Genomic DNA, 20,167 nt, shown 5'->3' on the forward strand with positions numbered 1-20,167 from the left:
TAGATTCTTTTTCAGAGCTCGGTTTAGCGGAAAGCCGGAACGCCGGTGAGTTTGTTGCCCAAGATCAGCGTGTGAACCTCATCGGTACCTTCGTAGGTACGTACCGATTCCAAATTGTTGGCATGACGCAACGGCGAGTAGTCCAAGGTGATGCCGTTCCCGCCAAGAATGGTGCGAGCTTCGCGACAGATCTTGATGGCTTCGCGACAGTTGTTCAATTTGCCCACCGAGATCATATGAAGATCCAAGTTTCCTGCGTCTTTGAGTCGTCCAATGTGAAGAGCCAGCAAGAAGCCCTTGTTTATTTCCAAAGCCATATCCACCAGCTTCTGCTGGGTCATTTGGTATCCCGCTAGCGGTTTGTCAAACTGCATTCGCTGTTGTGAGTATGCCAAAGCGTCTTCAAATGCGTCGCGTGCAGCGCCCATGGATCCCCAAAGAATGCCATAGCGTGCCTCGTTCAGGCAGGAGAACGGGCCCTTTAATCCTTTGACGTTTGGCAACACTGCAGAGCTGGGCAAACGCACATCAACAAGGTCGATTTCGCACTGGATCGAAGCACGCATGGAGAGTTTTTGTTCAATAGGTGTCGCAGTGAAGCCTGGGGTGTTGGTAGGAACCACAAAGCCTCGGATCCCTTCCTCGGTCTGTGCCCAGATCACCGCGACGTGGGCTATATTCGCCAGACCAATCCACCGCTTGGACCCGTTGATCACCCAGTCGTCTCCATCGCGGCGCGCAAAAGTTTGCATGTTTGAAGGGTCTGATCCAGCGGTCGGTTCAGTCAACCCGAAGCAACCGATGGCTTCACCGGCAGCCATCGCTGGCAGCCACTCTTGCTTCTGCTCTTCCGATCCATGCTTGTAGATGGCACTCATCGCTAGCGAACCCTGAACCGAAACAAAGGTGCGCAGTCCCGAGTCACCTGCTTCCAGTTCTGCCCCGGCGATGCCATACTCCACCGCTGACCGGCCGGCGCAGCCATAACCTTGTAGATGCATTCCAAGCAGTCCCAGTTTGGCCATTTCTGGAATGATTTCCACTGGGAAGACCGCGTCGTTGTACCACTGGGCAATATTAGGTTTGATGTGCTCTTTGACGAAGCCGCGCACCGTATCTCGAAGGGCCAGCTCTTCAGTGGAGAGCAAGGAATCAAAGTTGATCAAATCTGACGGATCAAGGATATGTTCTGTGGTGGTCATTTTCTCTCCTCGGAGCTAAGCATGAGTAGGTTGGTCAAAGAGTTCTTGGTGTTGGCCGTGGGTTGGCGGAAGTCTGCGGTATTGGGCTGCGGAGCGCGAGAGACCGATGGGGCTGGATATCTGAGTAGTCCCTTCTCCGGTGACTTCATCCTTGATGACTGCCACCGGATCTAGGCCCAGCTCTTTAGCGAAGTCAATGGCTTCAGCAACGGAGTTGACCTTTCCTGCTGGTACCCCGGCATTCATCAGGCTGGCGGCCCAGCTTGCTGCGTTTCTTGTACTGGTGACTTCTTCTATGAGGGTTTTGAGCACCCCACGATTGGCCACCCTGGCTGAGTTGGTGAAGAACCGTGGATCCTCGGCGAGCGCCGGATCTCCGAGTTGTTGACACAGTGCAGCAAATTGCCGGTCATTACCCACCGCTATGGCTACTACCCCATCACTGGTGTTGAAGGTTTCATAGGGTGCAATGCTGGGGTGCGCGTTACCCATACGTGCTGGCGCTTGGCCGGTGGCCAGTGTGCTGCTTGACTGGTTGGTCAGTCCGGCGAGCAATGATGAGAGCAAGTTGATGCTTACTCGCTGCCCTTGTCCACTACTCTCACGTTCGCGTAAGGCCAGCAGTATTCCGGTGACAGCGTTCTGTGCTGCCAGCACGTCTACCAGCGCTACTCCTACCTTGCTAGGCGTGGCATCTGGTTCTCCGGTGATACTCATCAGCCCACCGACGGCTTGGACCAGAAGATCAAATCCGGGCAGTGTGGCACCTTGTTTTTCACCGAATCCAGAAATTGAGCAGTAAATCAGTGACGGGTTCAGTGCTTTGAGCCTGTCGTAGTCCAGGCCGAATTTGGCCAGTACTCCGGGGCGGAAGTTCTCCACTAGGACATCGGCTTCCGCGATGAGTGCCAGCAGTCGATCTAGCGCAGCGGTGTTGGCAAAGTCGACAATGACTGCTTGTTTGTTGCGATTCACCGACCAGTAGTAGGTGCTGATGCCTTGGGCATTGACCGGTGGAATCCATCCCCGGGTTTCGTCGCCCGCGATGCTTTCAACCTTGAGGACGTCGGCGCCGAAGTCACCTAATGTCATCGTGCACAATGGCCCGGCAAGAATGCGCGAGAGGTCAATGACCTTGACTCCCTCAAGCGGTTGACTCACCACTTTCACCTCCGGTTCCGCTAAGTTGATGGTTGTTACATGTTGCATGCTACTCTATGTTGCGTAGCTCACTCATGGCAAGACTTAATGGAACTTTGCTAGGTGCAGCTAGGAAATTAGATCTTCAAGACGGTCCAAAAATGGCTGAGCTTCAAGACCCGGAGTCCGCGAACAAATCGAACGGATCAGCATTTGCGCGGTACGCATGATGTGTCTACGCACTTCTTCGGCAGCGGCCGGGGCATCCTTAGCAAGGATCGCAGCCATAACCTGCTCACGATCCCCCGCTAACTCCTGACTGCTGCGGGCATAGGGCACGGTAGTTTGCCCATGAGCAAGCACTAAGTTGCGCAACTGCCCCACCACACTGTCCAGTTTTTTGTTGCTGGCTAATCCAAGCAGGTACAGGTGGAATTCTTTGTCGGCCTCTAGGGTGGCCCTCCCGTCACCGCTCTGCCCAACCTTGATCATCTGCTCGTGCAGTTCGGTGAGTCGGGCACGGTCAGCGTCAGTAGCGTTGAGCACACCGCGTGCGGCAGCTGCCGGTTCAATGGCCAACCGCAATTGGAAGACCTCAACGATATCTTCCAAGGAGATCTGGTTGACCCGCACCCCGCGGTTTTTCGCCACAGTCACAATGCCTTCTTTTTCCAAGAGCTGCAAAGCTTCACGCACCGGAGTGCGTGAGACCCCGAGCTTCTCGGAAATGCCAATGGCCGAATAGTGCTGATCAGGGGCCATCTCCCCTGCAACGATGGCCGCCCGGATCATTGTGGTGACCTGTTCGGTCAGCGAGGCTTTAGGGGCAATCGGTTGCATGCTACTCATGAGCAGAAGCTTATCTTGATTCGTCTTGATCCTGACCATCTACCATCTGAACGTTTCCACGGGCACGATAAGCTGACACAGTGAGTGAGCAACAATCGATCCCTGAGAATTTTTTGGCCGAAGACCTGCGCCTGGCTGCGCTGGATGCAGCACGTAGCGCAGCTCCCCTACTGTCTTCTTCCTTTCGCACCGCAGTAAATGTTGAGCACAAAACCAGCACCCATGATCTGGTCACCGACATTGACCGCCGAAGCCAACAGCTCATCACCGATTCATTGTTAACTGCGGTACCCGATTCGTGGGTGCTTGGCGAAGAGAAACTAACTACCACCTCCGGCCATAAAGCCGCAGGCAAGGTGCAGTGGATCGTGGATCCCATCGATGGGACCAGCAATTTTGTTCACGGCGTAGCGTTCTTCTGCATTTCCATCGCAGCTGCCATTGACGGCCAGCTGGTGGCCGCGGTGATCATCGATCCAGTCACCGGCGACGAGTTCAGCGCGAACTCGGATGCTGCGATGCTCAACGACGTTCCGCTACGTCCGGGCACCCGTCCGGAACAATCTCGCGCCAATCTGATGACCGACTATCCCGGGGCAGAGTCACTGACTAAGGATGGCGATATCGCCTTGCAACTGTTTGGTCAGTGGATTCAAGATTTTGCCACCGTGCGCCGAAAGGTCAGCGCCGCTCTAGCCTTGGCTCACGTTGCCGCCGGCTGGTCTGATGCGACCATCGGCTTTGATACCAAAGTTTGGGACGTCGCCGCCGGAGCACACTTGGTGCGCATGACACACGGAACTTTCCGTGGGTTGGCCTACGGTGAAACCGGGTTAGCCGATCACGAGTGTCCCGGTTTTATCGCCCAAGGACCGGGCGCCAACTACCCTTCGCTAAATTCGGCAGCACAGCAGATCCATCAGTTGCGCACCCGCACGGTGCGCTAAAAATTTTCAGCGGCGACAAACTGTGCACAAAACAAAAGTGGTGGCCTAGAACCGATAGCTTTTGCTACGGGTTCTAGGCCACCACTTGATTGCCAGTACTACTCCCTGGCCGATGCTGTTTAGAGGTGAGTCGGGGCGAACATCTTCAGCAGAGTTTTGACCACGATGACGTTTGGTCCCTCTTCGGTAAGCGCCTGCTTGAGCGCGTCACCGATCTGATCAACTTCGACCTCACGCGCCGGAACACCGAAGGACTGAGCCAGTGCGACAAAGTCGGGCCGGACCAGCTCGGTGGCCGTAGCCTTACCAAAAGCGCCTTCCATGTACTCACGCAAGATGCCGTAGCCACCGTCATCAACAATCAACCAGGTCACTGGGGCCTGGTGTTGTTTGGCGGTTGCTAGCTCAGCGATGGAGTACATCGAGGAACCGTCACCGCTGACAGCCAGTACTCGTTGCCCGGTACCAATCGCGCCACCAATGGCCGAAGGGAAACCGAAGCCCAGACCGCCGGCACCCTGTGCCGAATGGAACTGGCCATCCTTGGCATCCCAGCAGCTCCAGCCCCAGTAGGCTGCAATGGTCATATCCCAGAAGGTCTGCATCGATGCCGGAACTGCGGCACGGATGTCTTCCATGAATTTTTGTTCTTTGCCCAGATCCTGAGCATCCAGGCGTGCCTGGATTTTTTCTAGGGTCTGCGCGACCACCTGCTGTGGTCGCTGTCCATGCCATGAAGCGCGCGAGGTGTACCCGGCATCCTTCAATCCCCGGTCCAGGAACTTCAGCGCTTCGCGGGCGTCGGCGCGAATACCAAGCGCAGGAGTATTGGACTCCAGAACTCGTGGTTCAGCGTCAATCTGAATCATCTTGCCGCGCGGTTCAAGGGTGAAGTAATTACTGGTCACTTCGCCTAGGGCCGAGCCGATGACCAACAATACGTCGGCGTCTTCCATAACCTCGGTGGCGTGACGGTCTTCAACCCATGACTGCAAGGACAGTTCATGATTCCACGGGAAAGCCCCGTTACCGCCCGGGCTGGAAAGCACCGGCGCCTGCAAGGCTTGCGCCACGGCCAACAGTTCGGCCTGCGCACCGGCACGGCGCACACCACCACCGGCGATAATGGCCGGACGTTGTGCATCGGAGAGCCAGTTAATTGCTTCGCGGATCAACTCTTCACGCGGTGGGTGCTCATAGGCTTCAGCCAAAGCATCCTGCACCGGTGGCACCATCACTTCAGCGAGCAGCACGTCCTGGGGAACTTCAACCCACACCGGCCCCATGGGCACAGTGATCGCACGCGCCCAAGCATCCTGAATGGCCGAAGGGATGCCAGAGGCGTGATGTACGGTCTGCTGGAACTTGGTGACGTTGGCCGCCGAAGCTTTCTGGTCATCGAGCTGGTGCAGCATGCCCTTGCGTCGTGCACCCAGTCCATCCAGTGGGATCTGGCTGGCCACAACAACCATCGGCACACCGGTGGCATAGGCTTCCTGCAGTCCAGCCAGCGAGGTTAGCGCGCCGGGGCCGGTGGAGAGGAACAGTACGCCCACCTCACCGGTAGCGCGCGAATAGCCGTCGGCGGCAAAGGCCGAGTTGTTCTCCACTCGCGAGGAGACAAATTCCAGGTTTGAGCGGGAGAGCGCGTCGAACAGCCCCAAGGCGTGCTGTCCGGGGATGCCGAACACGGTTTTAGCTCCCAGCGCGGTGAGGGTCTCAATGACCAGGTCGCCGCCGTTACGTTGGGGCTGTGTTGTCATTACTTGTTCAATCCCTGGTTGGCGCGGAAGTCGCTGATCAGGCTGATTAGGTCGTAGGTGACGTGGCTGGCGGCCACACCGGTCAGTTCGGCGTGGTCGTAAGCTGGGGCGACCTCAACAATGTCGGCGCCGACGATCTTCAGTCCGCGCAACCCGCGCAGGATTTCCAGTAGCTCACGGCTGGTGATGCCGCCGGCTTCCGGGGTTCCGGTGCCTGGTGCGTGGGCTGGGTCAAGTACGTCGATGTCCACCGAGATGTACAGCGGGCGGTTGCCGATGCGCGCACGCAGCTTGTCAACGATTTCACGCACACCCTGGTAGTACACGTCCGAGCTGGTCACGATGCCAAAGCCGAAGCGCTTGTCATCCTCTAGGTCCTTCTTGCCGTACAGCGGGCCGCGAGTACCCACGTGGCAGATGGCTTCGGTATCCAGAATGCCTTCTTCTACCGCACGGCGGAATGGGGTGCCGTGGGTGTACTCGGCACCAAAGTAGGTGTCCCAGGTATCCAGGTGAGCGTCGAAGTGCAACATGGCCACCGGTGCACCGGCACGCTCGGATGCAGCGCGCAGCAGTGGCAGTGCGATGGTGTGGTCGCCACCGATGGTGACCAGGGTTGAACCGTCAGAAGTTAGCTCCAAGGCTTCTTCCTGAATCGTTTCGATAGCTTCATTGATGTTGAACGGGTTCACCGCGAGGTCACCGGCGTCAACTACCTGGCTCTGAGCAAAAGGCGAGGTGTCGGTGGCTGGGTTGTAAGGGCGGATCAGGCGCGAGGATTCACGGACGTGGTTGGCACCAAAGCGTGCACCTGGACGGTAGGAAACACCGGTATCAAAAGGCACACCAATGATCTTGATGTCAGCGCTCTGGACCTGGTCCAGACGCGGCAGACGGGCGTAGGTACCGGCGCCGGCGTAGCGAGGGATCATCGCTGCATTGATTGGCCCCAGCTTGCCGTTTTCCTCGATGCGAACTTCTTTCATGCTCTTGCCCTCCTGGCACTTATTCGGCAACTGCCATAGTTGCCTAATATGAAACTTACGTTTCCCATTATGCTATTTTGTTGGCGAGGTCACGTCAAGACTCAGAGCACCAAAATAGTGACTATGACGCGAATTCCGGGGCAAAAGACAACAAAAGCCGTAGCCCTACAAAGGGCTACGGCAGCATTTGACGATCCTGAGCACTGAAGGCAGAACGTCTAAAAATTCTATTCTTGGCGAAGGTACTTCCTGGTGGCTTTGATCATTGCTCGATCCAGCTCGTGGATTGCCACGCAAAAGCCGGTGGAAAGAATGAGAGATTTGAGCATAAGTTCACCGGGATCATCGGCCACGTAAACCAGCTGAATTGGACCCACAAGAACGAGAAGAACCATCGTCCAGACGGCATATGGCCAAGAAGTATGGGCTTGAGCCATTTGAGGGAAGCGTGCACGCCGCCGGATGGTGCGCATTCCGATTATCACAATCACCACAGCGATGATGACCGCGCCGATGAAAAAGAAGTTGCGCTGGGTACGAATCCACGTCAAGGTGGTCCCCGCGAGTAAACCAAGGAACACCGAAGCCCACCAGCCGATAGAGCGTAGCTGGTTCTGAGTGCCAGTTGTTTCGCTAGTACTCACGCCACTCCTATCGCTCGCCGCACCATGTGCGTACGGTGAACACACCTTTTTAGAATACGCGCTTGAACGCATCGGCACGAGTAAGGCTCCCCGGTTAGAGGATCAAGGTCCACGTCACCAAGGCCACTTCATCGGCTTCATTTTCCCAGCTATGCGGCTCGCGCCCTGGGAAGGTCATAGTGTCTCCGGCTTGGAGTTCAACGCGTTGATCCGGCAACACTAAAGTGAACCTCCCCGAGATCACATGCAAAACTTCCAGTTCACAGTCCACCGAATACAGTTCGGCTTCACCAACACCCTTGGGCGCGATTTCAGCGCGAATCATCTGAACCCGCCTTTCGCTACGCGGTGTCACCAATTGCTCAGTGATTCCTTCTCCGCCTAGGGACACCCGTGGCGCTTCGGCCAATCGCACCAACATCGTTTCAGGCACTTCAAATAGCGTTCCCACTTCAATGCCGAGCACTTCGCATAGTTTCAGCAGCGTTGAAACCGAAGGGCTGGTCAGATCTCGCTCAACACGCGAGAGAAAGCCCTTGGTCAATCCGGACAGTTCAGCAACCTGGTCGATGGTCATCCGCTGCCTTTGGCGCACCCCGCGTAGCCGTGAACCAATATTGATTGCAGCACCGGTTGATTCCACGGGCAGGGTCTTCATATTTTTGCTCCATCGCCTCTGTTGTTCCGACGCACTAGGCGTCTTCCTGCCATTTGCCTAAGTCAGCAGGCAGGTTTACCAATAGTAAACAGACCCTAGCTGGGGTGCGTCAAATATGTCGCACACCACAACAACTGCTGTTCGCTGAGCAGCCGGCTGATTACACTCGGCATATGAAGAACAGCAAAGAGCTTTTGCGTGAATACCTCAACGACGCCCGCAACGCGGTGATCTATAAAGCTCAGGGACTGAGCGATCACTTGGCCCGCAAGCCACTGACGCCCACCGGCACGCATGTTCTTGGCGTAGTGCATCACTTGGCCATCACCGAATACGGATACTTCGGCCAGTGCCTGGGCCGAGAGATCAACAACCCTTATGTGCAAGAACTCATGGACTCCGACGATCCGCAAGCCGACTTTTTACCGCCAGCACACTTCACCGCCGGCGACATCATTGATTTTTATCAACAGGCGGTCGCATTCTGCGAACAGAGCATCGCGTCCCTGCCATTGGATGCACCGGCCGAAGTGCCATGGTGGATTCGCCGCCGGCACACCACCTTGGAACAGCTCATGATTCATATGATCGCTGAAACCTCCCGGCACGCCGGGCACCTTGATATCGTGCGCGAACAGCTTGATGGCTTCACCGGTCTTCGCCCCGAAGCTCCCAACCTTCCCCCGTATTCCACAACCCAGTGGGAACAGCAGTACACGAAGATCAACCAGCTGTCCCAGACGCTAGACGCTGGGTCCAGCGCGGATGAAGGAAATATTTCAGGCTAGGACTTCACTGGCTTACTTGCACGGGAGTAGCATCGCAAGTGTTGCTTCACGAGACACGGCGTAAAGCTCCGACTTGCCGTGCACCAACCCCAGATTCATGGGTGGTTCGGATGACGAAGCGGTCCGTTCACAATTTTGTGGCCGGGCAAGAACTCAGTGAGAGCGCATCCCATGGCATATTCCGTCCTGCCCATCATCGACCGCCAAACCGGACAAGTTCAGTTCAAGGTCCAGGGCCAATGGCACATTCGATACGTGTGCGATCCAGCTCGCTTAGAATTGCTCATCGTCCGATCCGCGCGCCGCCCGATCTTTGAACCGGCGACCTCGCAGCTAGTACTTTCCATTGCTAGCTCCGGTCAGCCCGAGGGGCAGAGCATCGCTTTTAGTCTTGCCAAATTCCCAAGTCTGAGACCGCTGTCTAAACTGGGTAGCTGATCCGTTATCTGCCAAGAGAGCTGTATTCGTGATGCCGAACCAGTCAGCAACCGAACCTACCCGCGCCCAAATCCAACGTTGGCGCAAGTATCTGGCCGACGAGGTCGCTGAAGGTGCCATCTATCGGACCCTAGCCCAAAAGAAAACTGGGCAAGAGAAGCAAATCCTTCTAGGTCTGGCCGCGGCCGAAGCACGCCATGAGGAACACTGGCGACAAAAACTAGGTGTCCACGCCAAGACGGTCCGCCCCTCCTTGAGGCGCACCATCTTGCGTTTTTTGGCGCTTAGCTTCGGTTCGGTGTTCGTTTTGGCTATGGCACAGCGCTCTGAGAGCAGCTCCCCCTACCGCGATGATCAGGACGCGACCGCGCAAATGGCCGCCGACGAAGAGGTCCACGAAGAGGTAGTGCGTGCTTTGGCCACCGCCGGTCGCGCTCAGCTTTCGGGCAACTTCCGCGCCGCCGTATTTGGCGCCAATGACGGTCTAGTCTCCAACTTGGCGCTCATCATGGGTATTGGCGCCACCGGCGTCTCTTCCACTTTTGTCTTGTTCTCCGGCATTGCCGGGCTGCTGGCCGGAGCATTATCGATGGCCGCTGGCGAATTTGTTTCCGTGCGTTCTCAACGAGAGTTACTCACCGCATCCCGGCCTACCCAGGTCACGCTCACCGCGGCCCCCGATCTGAATCTGGATGCCAACGAGTTGGTACTGATTTACAAGGCTCGCGGAATGAACGATGAAGATGCTGAGCATCGCGCTGCCGAACGCATGGGCCTCTTCACCTGTGATTGCAACCCAGCCTTCTCACTGAACCCGGAAGAACGGTCCGAAGAGCTGGAAAATGAACATGAGGAGCTCGGCTCGGCCACCGGCGCCGCCGGCACCTCGTTCCTGCTGTTCGCTTCCGGTGCGGTCATCCCGATCCTGCCGTATATCTTCGGCATGAGCGGCCTGCCTGCCGTGATCCTCTCGGTGGCCCTAGTCGGAATTGCTTTGATGCTCACCGGCGCTATCGTAGGTCTACTCTCCGGAGCGTCCCCGATGAAGCGTGGGCTGCGCCAACTAGCCATCGGCTGGGGAGCTGCGGCAGTGACCTACTGCTTGGGACTCATCTTCGACGTACAGCTGGGCTAGAGCCAAGGAATTATTTGTGTCACCAGCGGGTACGCCGGCGTAGCGTGCTCATAGAACCAATAAATTCCATCGCTTCTTCGGCAGTATCTACCAGCGCAATTTTCTCTTCCATGACCCGGCCTGCGGCCAACGCCTTGAGCAAAGGCCAAGCTGGCATAGTTTCAGTCCAGTACTCGCGTCCTAGCAAGACCATGGGCACCACACGCGCGCCGGTGGCGTAGTAGTTTTCGCAGGCGTCTTGGAAGATTTCCTGCACCGTACCTGCAGCACCCGGCAGAACAATTAGTCCCCCGTTAGCCTGCTCCAACAAAATCGCTTCGCGAATAGAGTTGGTGAAAAATTTTGCGATCTTTGTTGCAAACAAATTCGGTGGCTCATGGCCATAGAACCACGTCGGCACACCTAATGACTGGTGGGTGCTCGGGAATCGATCACGAACGGCGAGCGCAGTGCGAGCCCACTGTGTGCGCTGGTGAATCGCATCTGGAGCCGTGGCGAGCATCTGCAACGCAGCGTCGACATCTTGTGGATCATAATCAGCCAACCAAGCACCGAGGTTGGCCGCTTCCATCGCCCCCGGTCCCCCGCCGGTAGCAACGGCACATCCTGCCCGAGTAATCAGTTGGCCCAGTTCCACGGTCTGCGCGTAGTGCTCAGATCCGCGGGTCATCGCGTGCCCACCCATCACACCAATCAGCGGTGAGTCTTTAAAGGCCCCATCGTAAACTTCGGATACCAGAGCTTGAGAGATCTGGTAATCATGGAAGGTGGTCGCCATGGCACTGTCGTTATCGGTGACTTCAGGTGTGCTGTGTTGCTGAGAGTAGGCGTAGATCAGTGCGTCCGGAACTTGCTCATAGGGCTTGTCATCAATGCCTGCGTATAGTTCGGCGGCCGTATATAGGTCCCGCTCACTGGTCTGAAAAGGTAGTTGCGTGCCTGAAGACATGCACAGTCCGCCGGTGGCCTGAACCAGTTCACGTCCCGCGGGTGAATACTGGCAATCAATAAATATCGCCTCGGACAGGTCCAGCGAACGCAGTATGGAATCGCGCTCACGCAGATCTAGTCGATGCACCCGCCACCCGTATCCTCGGGCATGGGGATTAGCCAAGGCTTCAGCAGCTAATCGGTCAAATTCGATCAGTGAAGTGATGTTCACCGCGCGCGCCGGAAGAAAAGGCCAGATATGGGACATGCGACAACGCTACGTCATACATAGGGATTATTCACACAGGGGCGCTTCAACTTTCACCACGGGCCGGAACGTGAAACGATGAGAGGATGAGTAACTCTGTTCCACCAACCATAGACGCCCGCCACTTGTTGGCCTTCTTGGGCGATGTTCCTTTCTTTTACGGAAAGAACTTAGCCGCTGAAGAAAATTCCGTGGTTGACGTGGAATTCGACGAGACGACTGGACAGATCGAGGGCACCGTACGAGCCGCCGATGAAGAGTTCTCGCCGATGATCCAAGTGCAGCAGGTCGATGATGAATGGAAGATCGAACTGTGCGAATGCTCCTGTGACAAGCCAGGCATCTGTGCACACATCGCAGCGCTAGCGATTGTGTCGAACAAGATTGCTTCCATGCCACGCCTGGTTCCTGTTGCCGAAGAAAAAAGCTCGGCTGCTTGGTCTCAGCAAATCGGGTCTTGGTTTGAAGAGTCAGAGCCCGGTCCAGCTGACGGATTGCTCGGTTCTCAACATGATCCAGTAGTGGCCATGGGTCTTCAGTTCATGCTCTTTGACTCGAAGAACACCACCCAGCAACAGCAGTGGATGCCTACTGGAACCATTCCGCATCCCACGCGCAACAAGCGTTTCCGTTTGGGTGTACGCCCCATGGTGCGCAATACCGAAGGCCGCTGGGTTCGCGGCCAGTTGCGCTGGACCACCCTAGGTTTCAAAACCTACGGCTGGAATCTCTTGCGCTCACAGCATCACTGGTTCACTCGTTTTGCTTCCATGGCCCGCAGCGACACCCAGCTGCAGTTTAAGGTTGATGAAGATTGGCTATTCATGGACGAATACGCCTCCGACCTGTTGTGGCCTTTGCTTGACCAAGCACAAGAACTTGGCATCCCTTTGATCTCAACACGCAACGAACAGCGCATTCGCATCGTCGACCCTGCCGCATTTAGCATGCGAGCCTCACTGGACGAAAAACAGTTGCAGCTCGGTGGTGTCCTGCACATCGACGGTCAGGATCTACTTCTGGATGCCGACTCCCCTAGTGGCGTCATTGCTGATCACGGTTTTTACGCTCAGCTTGGGCAGCCAGATGAAATTTGGCTGGCCCCAAGTACTGAACCCATCGCCGAGGCTCACCGCCGCTGGTACGCAGACCGCCGGCAGGTTGCTGTTCCAGTCGCAGAGATTAATGACTTCTTCGAATCGGCCTACCCTCGTTTGGCACGTCGTTTTGACCTACGCAGCGCCAGTGAAGAGTTGCAACTTCCTGCGTTGAAGCCACCTTTTGTTCAGGCCACCGTCACCTACAAACACGATCTGAATGAGAAGGGTGAGCCAAATGATTCGGCGACCCTGGATTTCCAGGTCCGCTACCCGGGTGTACCGGATCATCACGAAGTTTATGATTTTGAAGCCGAAGAAGAACTTCGAGCAGCCGTGGATGAAGTCTTCCAGGAGCATACAGGAAACGGCAATCCTGATCTTGCACCCAAGTTCTACTCGGGTGAATCGGTCATTACCTTTGTCTCCGAAATTCTGCCTGCCATCGAACAGCTTCCAATGCTCAAGCTGCTTGAGAAGGGAACACGCCCAGTCTTCCGTCAGCTGCGTGAACTCCCCCAGCTGAAAATCAATGCGGTAAATCATGAGCGCACCGACTGGCTGGATTTAGGCCTGCTGATCACCGTTGGTGACCACGCAGTTCCTTTCTCGCAGATCGTCGAAGCGATGAGCAATGGCCAGATGAAGATCAAGCTGCCCGATAACACGTGGTTCTCCTTGGACCAACCGCTCTTCGCTAAGCTCAAGGCATTAGTCGATGAGGCGCAGGCCCTGAACGACAAGCCAAAAGAAGGCGACCTGAAGCTTACTGTCTTCCAGATCTCCATCTTTGAAGAACTTGATGAGCTCGCCGAAGGTATCGATGGCGCAGACATGTTCATTGCGCGCATGCGATCCCTGCTCAGGGTTGCCGAGGGAGATCAAGCTGAGGTCCCTCAGTCGCTTAATGCGCAGCTGCGCCCTTATCAGGTTGAAGGCTTCCGCTGGCTCAGTCGCCTGTATGAAGGCGGTTTCGGCGGGATCCTGGCCGATGACATGGGTTTGGGTAAAACCCTTCAGACCATCGCCCTGATCTTGCACGCGCACGGTTTGTGGGACGATGAGCAAGCGTGCGCCCAGTTGCCGGCAGCGCAGCGCGAGCGTGCACCGTTCTTGGTTGTTGCTCCGAGCTCGGTGGTCTCTAACTGGGAAACCGAAATCAACAGGTTCGCTCCGAGCTTGCGTGTGGTGAGCATCGAAGGAACTATGAGCTCACCGCATCAGCTGCGCGACTTGGCTCAAAACTACGACGTCATTCTCACGACCTACACGTTGCTGCGCCTCAACGATGAGATCTACGAGGGCCAGCGCTTCGCCGGGTTGATTCTTGATGAGGCCCAGTTCGTAAAAAACCGCTCCACCAAGGCTCACCGCACCGCGGTCAACCTCCAGACTAATTTTAAGTTAGCTGTCACCGGTACACCGATGGAAAACAACCTCTCTGAGCTTGGCGCGTTGTTGTCTTTGGTAGCTCCGGCGCTGTTCTTGAACACCAGTCGGTTTAACCGTCAGTTTGCCCGTCCAATCGAGGTCCTGGGCGATAAAGACACCTTGGTGCTGCTACAGCGTCGTATCAAGCCGTTCATGTTGCGCCGCACCAAGGAATCTGTGGTTCTGGATCTGCCTCCTAAACAGGAGCAGCAGCTGTTGGTTCGTCTCTCCGACGAGCACCAGCACGTTTACGACACCCACTTAAACCGTGAGCGTCAGAAGATTCTGCACCTGGTTGAGGATCTGGATCGCAACCGGTTCACCATTTTCCAGTCGTTGACCCATCTTCGTATGTTGGCACTTGAACCATCGCTGGTTGATCCCGAGCTTGCCGATGTCCCCGGATCCAAGCTGGAGGCACTCTTTGATCAGCTTGACGATGTACTCGGCGAAGGACACCGCGCCTTGGTCTTCAGCCAGTTCACTTCCTACCTGAAGGTGTTGGCCGACAAGCTCACTGAGCGTGGCGTGAACTTTGTGTATCTCGATGGAAATACGCGCAATCGCTCCAAGGTCATTGATCAGTTCAAGGAAGGCGAAGCGCCACTGTTCTTGATTTCGCTCAAGGCCGGTGGTTTCGGTTTGAACCTCACCGAGGCTGACTACTGCTTCTTGCTTGACCCATGGTGGAATCCTGCGGTTGAAGCTCAGGCGATTGACCGTACTCACCGTATTGGCCAAACCCGCCAAGTGATGGTCTACCGGATGATTTCCCAAGGCACCATCGAAGAGAAGGTTGTCGCTCTGCAGGAAAGCAAGCGCAAGCTCATCTCAACAGTGATGGATGAAGCCGATGGGTTCTCTAAAGCACTGACCGCTCAGGACATTAGAGGGCTGCTCGAGTAACAGGTTGATTAAATCTCTCGGAATAGGGGCCGACTGCTAGCCAGACACGATATATTCGTTATGACGGTTGATGTGCGTTATTCCACACATAGTGCACCCAGCGGTTACTGGCCTGAGCGGCTCCTCGTTCAGGCGAAACGAACGATGAAGGCGGTAATAACCGTGTCCCTGATTAAATCGGAGACGATCAGTACCCCCGATGATGACTGGATGCGCGCATCAGTCAGTACTGAAAAAGATCGTGTGGTTATCGAGGCAGGACAGGAACGTTTGTCCTTGGAAAACGATCGCCTGTTGGAAAAAGTCCATCAGGTTTTAGCTTCTCCGCTCGAAGAGATTTTTTACAACCCTAAGCACAGGATGCTATTGATTCCTGGAGCGTTCGCGGTTGTCGGTTCCTCGTTCCTACGAATCGATGCTGACGCTCAAGCGACTGTTGGCCTACGAGGCTAAGAATCGTCACTGTCTGCCCCAAGACACCCAATCGGTGCACTTGGGGCATTCTTGTATCCACAGAAACACATCGCTGTCCCGGACTGTCCGGGTCGCCCTCAAAAGGTGCTGCCACAAGCCAAATCAAGCAATCTTCGCCGATTTTTCGCGGCGTGTCATCTAGAGGCCTTCACCACACTTTCGGCGCAAAGAGACCGCAGTGTGCGTCCCGGCCCAATTCGCGTACATGCCTATTACCTTCAACGGTTTTCGCCTGTCTGTCAGCTGTGCAAAGTCCCGCATTAGGCTCAGTCGATGAGACGTGGGACACGCTCCGATTCGGGGAAATATTAGGTTACTTGGTAGTGTAGATAACTATCCGCTAAAGCGTTTCATCACTCGAAGCCCCGGATTAGTCGGTTTTTCGAGTAGAAATCTATCGATTTCGATGAGTCGCCCGGTGTCTGTTTGTGACTGCACGGAGTAATTTTTTACTCACTGACGAAGTGTCCCAGACGCCGGCTGAACGACAAGATCAAGAAAGATACGAGGAGTGAAGCTATGGAAGCCGCTAATCCACGCAAGCAACGGTTTTTTAGAAAACGTCGTCTAAAAGTAGAAGATGTCAACGTTGTTGACGACTCAATGCTTAAGAAGGCCATCGGCGGTACCGTCGTCGGTAACCTCATGGAATGGTACGACGTTGGTGTCTACGGCTACCTGGCCGTGATCATCGGCAAGTTGTTCATGCCGGACACCGTCGACCCAGCAATTCAGACTTTGTTCAGCCTCGGCGTCTTCGCCGTGACATTCGTGGCCCGCCCGCTGGGCGGTGTAATTCTGGGGCAGATGGGTGACCGCGTTGGTCGCCAGAAGATTCTTGTCTTCACCCTACTGATGATGGCACTAGCCACCTTCGGCATCGGTATCCTCCCGGATTACACGGTATGGGGTGTAGCAGCACCAATCCTGCTGGTTGTTTTGAAGCTCATCCAGGGCTTCTCCACCGGTGGCGAGTATGCAGGTGCTACTACGTTCATTACCGAGTACGCACCAGATAAGCGCCGTGGCTTCTACGCCTCATTGCTGGACCTCGGTTCCTACATGGGCTTCGCCATTGGTGCTGCCTTTGTTTCGATCCTCCAGCTGACCCTGACTGAAGATGTCATGGAAGGTTTCGCTTGGCGTATTCCATTCCTGGTGGCGCTGCCACTGGGTGTGATCGCTTTGTGGTTCCGTTCAAAAATTGAAGATACTCCAGCGTTCCAAGAAGCCCAGGAGGCTGCCAACCGCGCGAGCGAGGACGCTAAGAACTCGGCGGACGCGCCTAAGGGTGTTATTGACCTGGTCAAGAGCTACTGGCGTGAACTGCTCACTGGGTTCGTCCTCGTGTCCGCCGCTAACACTGCTGGTTACGCGCTGACCAGCTACATGCCGACCTACCTGACCGAGACCCTGCACTATGACCCGGTCCACGGTAACCTGCTGACCCTGCCGATCCTTGTTGGTATGTCTTTGTGCATCCCGCTGGGTGGCAAGCTCTCAGACACCATTGGTCGTCGTAAGGTGCTGTTCATCGGTTCGGTGTCCGCAATTCTTCTGGCCATTCCTGCGTTCTTGTTCATGATGCACGGCGCTGTCTGGTCGACCTTGGTGGGCTTGGCCCTGTTGGCCTTCCCAGTGACCTTCTACGTCGCCAACTTGGCTTCGTCCTTGCCAGCATTGTTCCCTACTGCCTCGCGTTACGGTGGCATGGGTATCTCCTACAACTTTGCGGTAGCGATCTTCGGTGGCTTCGCACCATTTATCATGCAGGCACTGGTCACCATGACCCAGTCATCGCTGGCACCAGCGTTCTGGGTGATGGGTACGTCGGTAGCTGGCTTTATCGCCGTCTGCTTCCTGAAGGAATCAGCACGTAAGCCACTGCCTGGCTCGCTTCCTTCGGTTGCGACCGAAGAGGAAGCTATCGAGCTGGTCAAGACTCAGGAAGAAAACCCTGACCTTGATGTTGAGGAACTCTTCGAGCAGGTTCCAGCCTTGGAGGAAAGCTACCAGCAGGAAATCGCCGATGGTAATCCGTCCGGCAAGGACATGACTCCACAGCCATAGCTTGCCCCTGGCTGCAGCCAGGGGCAGTAGCCAGATCAATAACTGAATAGCAAAGAGGAGAAGGCTGCGAAATCATTCGCAGCCTTCTCCTCTTTGCTTCAACGCATCTCTTGGATTTGGCCGATCTTGGCCTCAAAAAACTAATGCCCCGGATCCGTGAGGATCCGGGGCATTAGTCTTGGAAACGTTAGCTTAGAGAGCTGCGAAAACTTCGCGCAGCAATACAGCGGTCTCCGAAGGAGTCTTGCCAACCTTTACGCCAGCAGCTTCCAGTGCTTCCTTCTTGGCCTGGGCGGTGCCGGCCGAGCCGGAAACGATGGCGCCTGCGTGGCCCATGGTCTTGCCTTCAGGAGCGGTGAAGCCAGCCACGTAGCCAACAACTGGCTTGGTGACGTTGGCCTTGATGTAATCAGCTGCGCGCTCTTCAGCGTCGCCACCGATCTCACCGATCATAACGATGGCCTTGGTCTCTGGGTCAGCTTCAAAAGCAGCCAGAGCATCAATGTGGGTGGTACCGATGACTGGGTCGCCGCCGATGCCGATTGCGGTGGAGAAGCCCAGATCGCGCAGTTCGTACATCATCTGGTAGGTCAAGGTACCCGACTTGGAAACCAAGCCGATTGGGCCCTTGCCAGTGATGTTGTTCGGGGTGATACCAACCAGTGCTTCACCTGGGGTGATGATGCCTGGGCAGTTAGGGCCGATGATGCGGGTGATCTGGTTGCCGTCGGCGTCAACCTTCGACTGTGCCAGAGCCCAGAACTCAGCGGAGTCCTGTACTGGAACACCTTCGGTGATAACTACAACAAGGCCAACCTCGGCCTCGATAGCTTCAACGACTGCGTCCTTGGTGAACTTAGGTGGCACGAAGACGATTGATACGTCAGCGCCGGTCTCGGCCTTGGCCTCAGCCACGGTGCCGTAAACCTTGATGTCCTGGTCACCATGGGTCACGGTGGTACCAGCCTTGCGGGCGTTCACGCCGCCAACAATGTTGGTGCCAGCCTTGAGCATCAGGGCGGTGTGCTTGGTGCCTTCGCCGCCGGTGATGCCCTGGACGATGACCTTGGAGTCCTTGTTCAGGTAAATGCTCATTGTTCGCTTATCCCTCTTACTTCGCTGCGTTGGCGAGCTCGGCAGCCTTATCGGCGCCCTCATCCATGGTTGCTGCCAGGGTGACCAACGGGTGGTTAGCCTTGGCCAAGATGGCACGACCCTCTTCAACGTTGTTGCCGTCCAGGCGGACAACCAGTGGCTTGTTCGCTGCATCACCCAGGGTGTTCAGCGCGCCAACGATGCCGTTTGCTACAGCGTCACATGCGGTGATGCCACCGAAGACGTTGACGAAGACCGACTTGACCTGTGGGTCGTTCAGGATGACGTCAAGACCGTTAGCCATAACCTCCGCCGAAGCTCCACCACCGATATCAAGGAAGTTTGCAGGCTTGACCGAACCGTGGTTCTCGCCAGCGTAGGCAACAACGTCCAGGGTCGACATAACTAGGCCAGCACCGTTACCGATGATGCCTACTTCGCCGTCCAGCTTGACGTAGTTCAGGCCCGAAGCCTTAGCCTTGGCTTCCAGCGGATCCGCTGCGCCCTTGTCTTCCAGCTCTTCGTGAGCTGGGTGACGAACCTCAGAGGCGTTGTCATCCAGGGAGACCTTGCCGTCAAGTGCGACGATGTCGCCGGCGCCGGTCTTCACCAGTGGGTTAACCTCAACGAGGGTTGCGTCTTCTTCCTTGAAAACAACCCAGAGCTTCTGGATGGTTTCTGCAACCTTGGCACGCAACTCTTCAGGGAAGTTTGCTTCTGCCACGATCTCGGCAGCCTTCGCGGCGTCAATGCCAACGATTGGGTCAACGGCAACCTTGGCCAAAGCATCTGGGCGCTCAACTGCGAGCACCTCGATCTCCATGCCACCTTCTACCGAGCACATGGCCAGGTAGTTACGGTTCGAGCGGTCCAACAGTACCGAGAAGTAGAACTCCTCAGCGATGTCGGCGCCCTGAGCGATCATGACCTTGTTCACGGTGTGGCCCTTGATGTCCATACCGAGAATGGCCGATGCGTGCTCGAAAGCTTCATCGGCAGTCTTAGCGACCTTAACGCCGCCAGCCTTACCGCGGCCACCGACCTTGACCTGTGCCTTTACTACAACTACGCCGCCGATCTTCTCAGCTGCGGCCTTGGCTTCTTCCGGGGTGTAAGCGACGATACCGGCAAGCACGGGAACACCGTGTGCCTCAAATAGATCGCGCGCCTGGTACTCATACAGGTCCACGGGTTTGTGTCCTTCGTTCGAAGTTCATGCTGACTCGCGGCATGGCCACGGACCGAAATCCATGCCATACCTAAGAGAGCGCACCGCAACAAACGGACGTCATAAGGCGCCGTAGCCCGTGCGCACCTCTCAGACTATCCCGACTTTCTCAAAGTTC

17 protein-coding genes and 1 riboswitch are annotated in these 20,167 nt (G+C 56.1%); of the genes, 7 read left to right on the forward strand and 10 right to left on the reverse strand.

Annotated features, from left to right (window positions below; genetic code table 11):
• Positions 1-23: 23 nt before the first annotated feature.
• From EYR88_RS13680 to EYR88_RS13690, 3 genes are all read right to left on the reverse strand, one after another.
• On the reverse strand, positions 24-1,202 hold the full coding sequence (locus tag EYR88_RS13680; protein WP_131090304.1) for an acyl-CoA dehydrogenase family protein: 1,179 nt from the start codon (positions 1,200-1,202) through the stop codon (positions 24-26).
• 15 nt (positions 1,203-1,217) lie between these two features.
• Complete coding sequence (locus EYR88_RS13685; RefSeq protein ID WP_242632587.1) at positions 1,218-2,363, reverse strand: CoA transferase; 1,146 nt, start codon at positions 2,361-2,363, stop codon at positions 1,218-1,220.
• Positions 2,364-2,471: 108 nt separating this feature from the next.
• On the reverse strand, positions 2,472-3,191 hold the full coding sequence (locus EYR88_RS13690) for a GntR family transcriptional regulator (protein WP_165477376.1): 720 nt from the start codon (positions 3,189-3,191) through the stop codon (positions 2,472-2,474).
• A gap of 80 nt (positions 3,192-3,271) precedes the next feature.
• Here EYR88_RS13690 and EYR88_RS13695 point away from each other — a divergent pair, with 80 nt between their 5' ends.
• Positions 3,272-4,138: an inositol monophosphatase family protein gene (locus EYR88_RS13695; protein ID WP_131090307.1), complete on the forward strand. Its 867-nt coding sequence runs from the start codon at positions 3,272-3,274 to the stop codon at positions 4,136-4,138.
• Positions 4,139-4,257: 119 nt separating this feature from the next.
• Here the strand turns inward: EYR88_RS13695 and EYR88_RS13700 are convergent, their stop codons facing one another.
• The 4 genes from EYR88_RS13700 to EYR88_RS13715 form a co-directional block, all read right to left on the reverse strand.
• On the reverse strand, positions 4,258-5,901 hold the full coding sequence (locus EYR88_RS13700; RefSeq protein WP_131090308.1) for a thiamine pyrophosphate-binding protein: 1,644 nt from the start codon (positions 5,899-5,901) through the stop codon (positions 4,258-4,260).
• Positions 5,901-6,887: an agmatinase gene (speB, locus tag EYR88_RS13705; protein WP_131090309.1), complete on the reverse strand. Its 987-nt coding sequence runs from the start codon at positions 6,885-6,887 to the stop codon at positions 5,901-5,903. The genes EYR88_RS13700 and speB overlap by 1 nt, the downstream gene beginning before the upstream one ends.
• 227 nt (positions 6,888-7,114) lie before the next feature.
• Positions 7,115-7,531: a hypothetical protein gene (locus EYR88_RS13710; RefSeq protein WP_131090310.1), complete on the reverse strand. Its 417-nt coding sequence runs from the start codon at positions 7,529-7,531 to the stop codon at positions 7,115-7,117.
• Between the two features lie 94 nt (positions 7,532-7,625).
• Positions 7,626-8,189 carry a helix-turn-helix domain-containing protein gene (locus tag EYR88_RS13715; RefSeq protein ID WP_131090311.1) on the reverse strand — a complete coding sequence of 188 codons (564 nt, stop codon included), beginning with the start codon at positions 8,187-8,189 and terminating at the stop codon, positions 7,626-7,628.
• Positions 8,190-8,362: 173 nt separating this feature from the next.
• Here EYR88_RS13715 and EYR88_RS13720 point away from each other — a divergent pair, with 173 nt between their 5' ends.
• The 3 genes from EYR88_RS13720 (at position 8,363) to EYR88_RS13730 (ending at position 10,550) form a co-directional block, all read left to right on the forward strand.
• The gene (locus EYR88_RS13720; protein ID WP_131090312.1) at positions 8,363-8,977 is read left to right on the forward strand and encodes a DinB family protein; all 615 of its coding nucleotides are present in this window, start codon (positions 8,363-8,365) and stop codon (positions 8,975-8,977) included.
• A 44-nt stretch (positions 8,978-9,021) separates the two neighbouring features.
• Positions 9,022-9,135: riboswitch (SAM riboswitch) on the forward strand.
• Between the two features lie 13 nt (positions 9,136-9,148).
• Positions 9,149-9,415 carry a hypothetical protein gene (locus EYR88_RS13725; protein WP_131090313.1) on the forward strand — a complete coding sequence of 89 codons (267 nt, stop codon included), beginning with the start codon at positions 9,149-9,151 and terminating at the stop codon, positions 9,413-9,415.
• Positions 9,416-9,446: 31 nt separating this feature from the next.
• The gene (locus EYR88_RS13730; protein ID WP_131090314.1) at positions 9,447-10,550 is read left to right on the forward strand and encodes a VIT1/CCC1 transporter family protein; all 1,104 of its coding nucleotides are present in this window, start codon (positions 9,447-9,449) and stop codon (positions 10,548-10,550) included.
• Between the two features lie 19 nt (positions 10,551-10,569).
• Here EYR88_RS13730 and EYR88_RS13735 read toward each other — a convergent pair whose 3' ends face one another.
• A complete protein-coding gene (locus EYR88_RS13735; RefSeq protein WP_131090315.1) occupies positions 10,570-11,748 on the reverse strand; it encodes an LOG family protein in 1,179 nt (392 codons plus the stop codon).
• A gap of 86 nt (positions 11,749-11,834) precedes the next feature.
• Here EYR88_RS13735 and EYR88_RS13740 point away from each other — a divergent pair, with 86 nt between their 5' ends.
• The 3 genes from EYR88_RS13740 to EYR88_RS13750 all read left to right on the forward strand — a co-directional run bounded on the left by EYR88_RS13740 (position 11,835) and on the right by EYR88_RS13750 (position 17,726).
• Positions 11,835-15,182, forward strand: coding sequence for a DEAD/DEAH box helicase (locus EYR88_RS13740; protein WP_131090316.1), 3,348 nt, complete (start codon positions 11,835-11,837; stop codon positions 15,180-15,182).
• 162 nt (positions 15,183-15,344) lie between these two features.
• Positions 15,345-15,635, forward strand: coding sequence for a hypothetical protein (locus EYR88_RS13745; protein ID WP_131090317.1), 291 nt, complete (start codon positions 15,345-15,347; stop codon positions 15,633-15,635).
• 540 nt (positions 15,636-16,175) lie between these two features.
• Positions 16,176-17,726, forward strand: coding sequence for an MFS transporter (locus EYR88_RS13750; RefSeq protein WP_131090318.1), 1,551 nt, complete (start codon positions 16,176-16,178; stop codon positions 17,724-17,726).
• A 192-nt stretch (positions 17,727-17,918) separates the two neighbouring features.
• Here the strand turns inward: EYR88_RS13750 and sucD are convergent, their stop codons facing one another.
• Together sucD and sucC are read right to left on the reverse strand one after the other, a co-directional pair.
• The gene (gene sucD, locus EYR88_RS13755; RefSeq protein ID WP_131090319.1) at positions 17,919-18,821 is read right to left on the reverse strand and encodes a succinate--CoA ligase subunit alpha; all 903 of its coding nucleotides are present in this window, start codon (positions 18,819-18,821) and stop codon (positions 17,919-17,921) included.
• Positions 18,822-18,837: 16 nt separating this feature from the next.
• Positions 18,838-20,010 (reverse strand): ADP-forming succinate--CoA ligase subunit beta, encoded by a 1,173-nt coding sequence (sucC, locus tag EYR88_RS13760; RefSeq protein ID WP_131090320.1) that lies wholly within the window; start codon positions 20,008-20,010, stop codon positions 18,838-18,840.
• Positions 20,011-20,167 lie beyond the last annotated feature (157 nt).

Origin of the sequence: Arthrobacter sp. S41, assembly GCF_004320535.1 — a bacterium.
GTDB lineage: Bacteria > Actinomycetota > Actinomycetes > Actinomycetales > Micrococcaceae > Glutamicibacter.

Bases quoted from the DNA above. Each gene is read 5' to 3' on its own strand.
- EYR88_RS13680 (WP_131090304.1), bottom strand. From the start codon at position 1,202: ATGACCACCACAGAACATATCCTTGATCCGTCAGATTTGATCAACTTT.
- EYR88_RS13690 (WP_165477376.1), bottom strand. From the start codon at position 3,191: ATGAGTAGCATGCAACCGATTGCCCCTAAAGCCTCGCTGACCGAACAG.
- EYR88_RS13700 (WP_131090308.1), bottom strand. From the start codon at position 5,901: ATGACAACACAGCCCCAACGTAACGGCGGCGACCTGGTCATTGAGACC.
- speB (WP_131090309.1), bottom strand. From the start codon at position 6,887: ATGAAAGAAGTTCGCATCGAGGAAAACGGCAAGCTGGGGCCAATCAAT.
- EYR88_RS13715 (WP_131090311.1), bottom strand. From the start codon at position 8,189: ATGAAGACCCTGCCCGTGGAATCAACCGGTGCTGCAATCAATATTGGT.
- EYR88_RS13720 (WP_131090312.1), top strand. From the start codon at position 8,363: ATGAAGAACAGCAAAGAGCTTTTGCGTGAATACCTCAACGACGCCCGC.
- EYR88_RS13725 (WP_131090313.1), top strand. From the start codon at position 9,149: ATGGCATATTCCGTCCTGCCCATCATCGACCGCCAAACCGGACAAGTT.
- EYR88_RS13730 (WP_131090314.1), top strand. From the start codon at position 9,447: ATGCCGAACCAGTCAGCAACCGAACCTACCCGCGCCCAAATCCAACGT.
- EYR88_RS13735 (WP_131090315.1), bottom strand. From the start codon at position 11,748: ATGTCCCATATCTGGCCTTTTCTTCCGGCGCGCGCGGTGAACATCACT.
- EYR88_RS13740 (WP_131090316.1), top strand. From the start codon at position 11,835: ATGAGTAACTCTGTTCCACCAACCATAGACGCCCGCCACTTGTTGGCC.
- EYR88_RS13750 (WP_131090318.1), top strand. From the start codon at position 16,176: ATGGAAGCCGCTAATCCACGCAAGCAACGGTTTTTTAGAAAACGTCGT.
- sucD (WP_131090319.1), bottom strand. From the start codon at position 18,821: ATGAGCATTTACCTGAACAAGGACTCCAAGGTCATCGTCCAGGGCATC.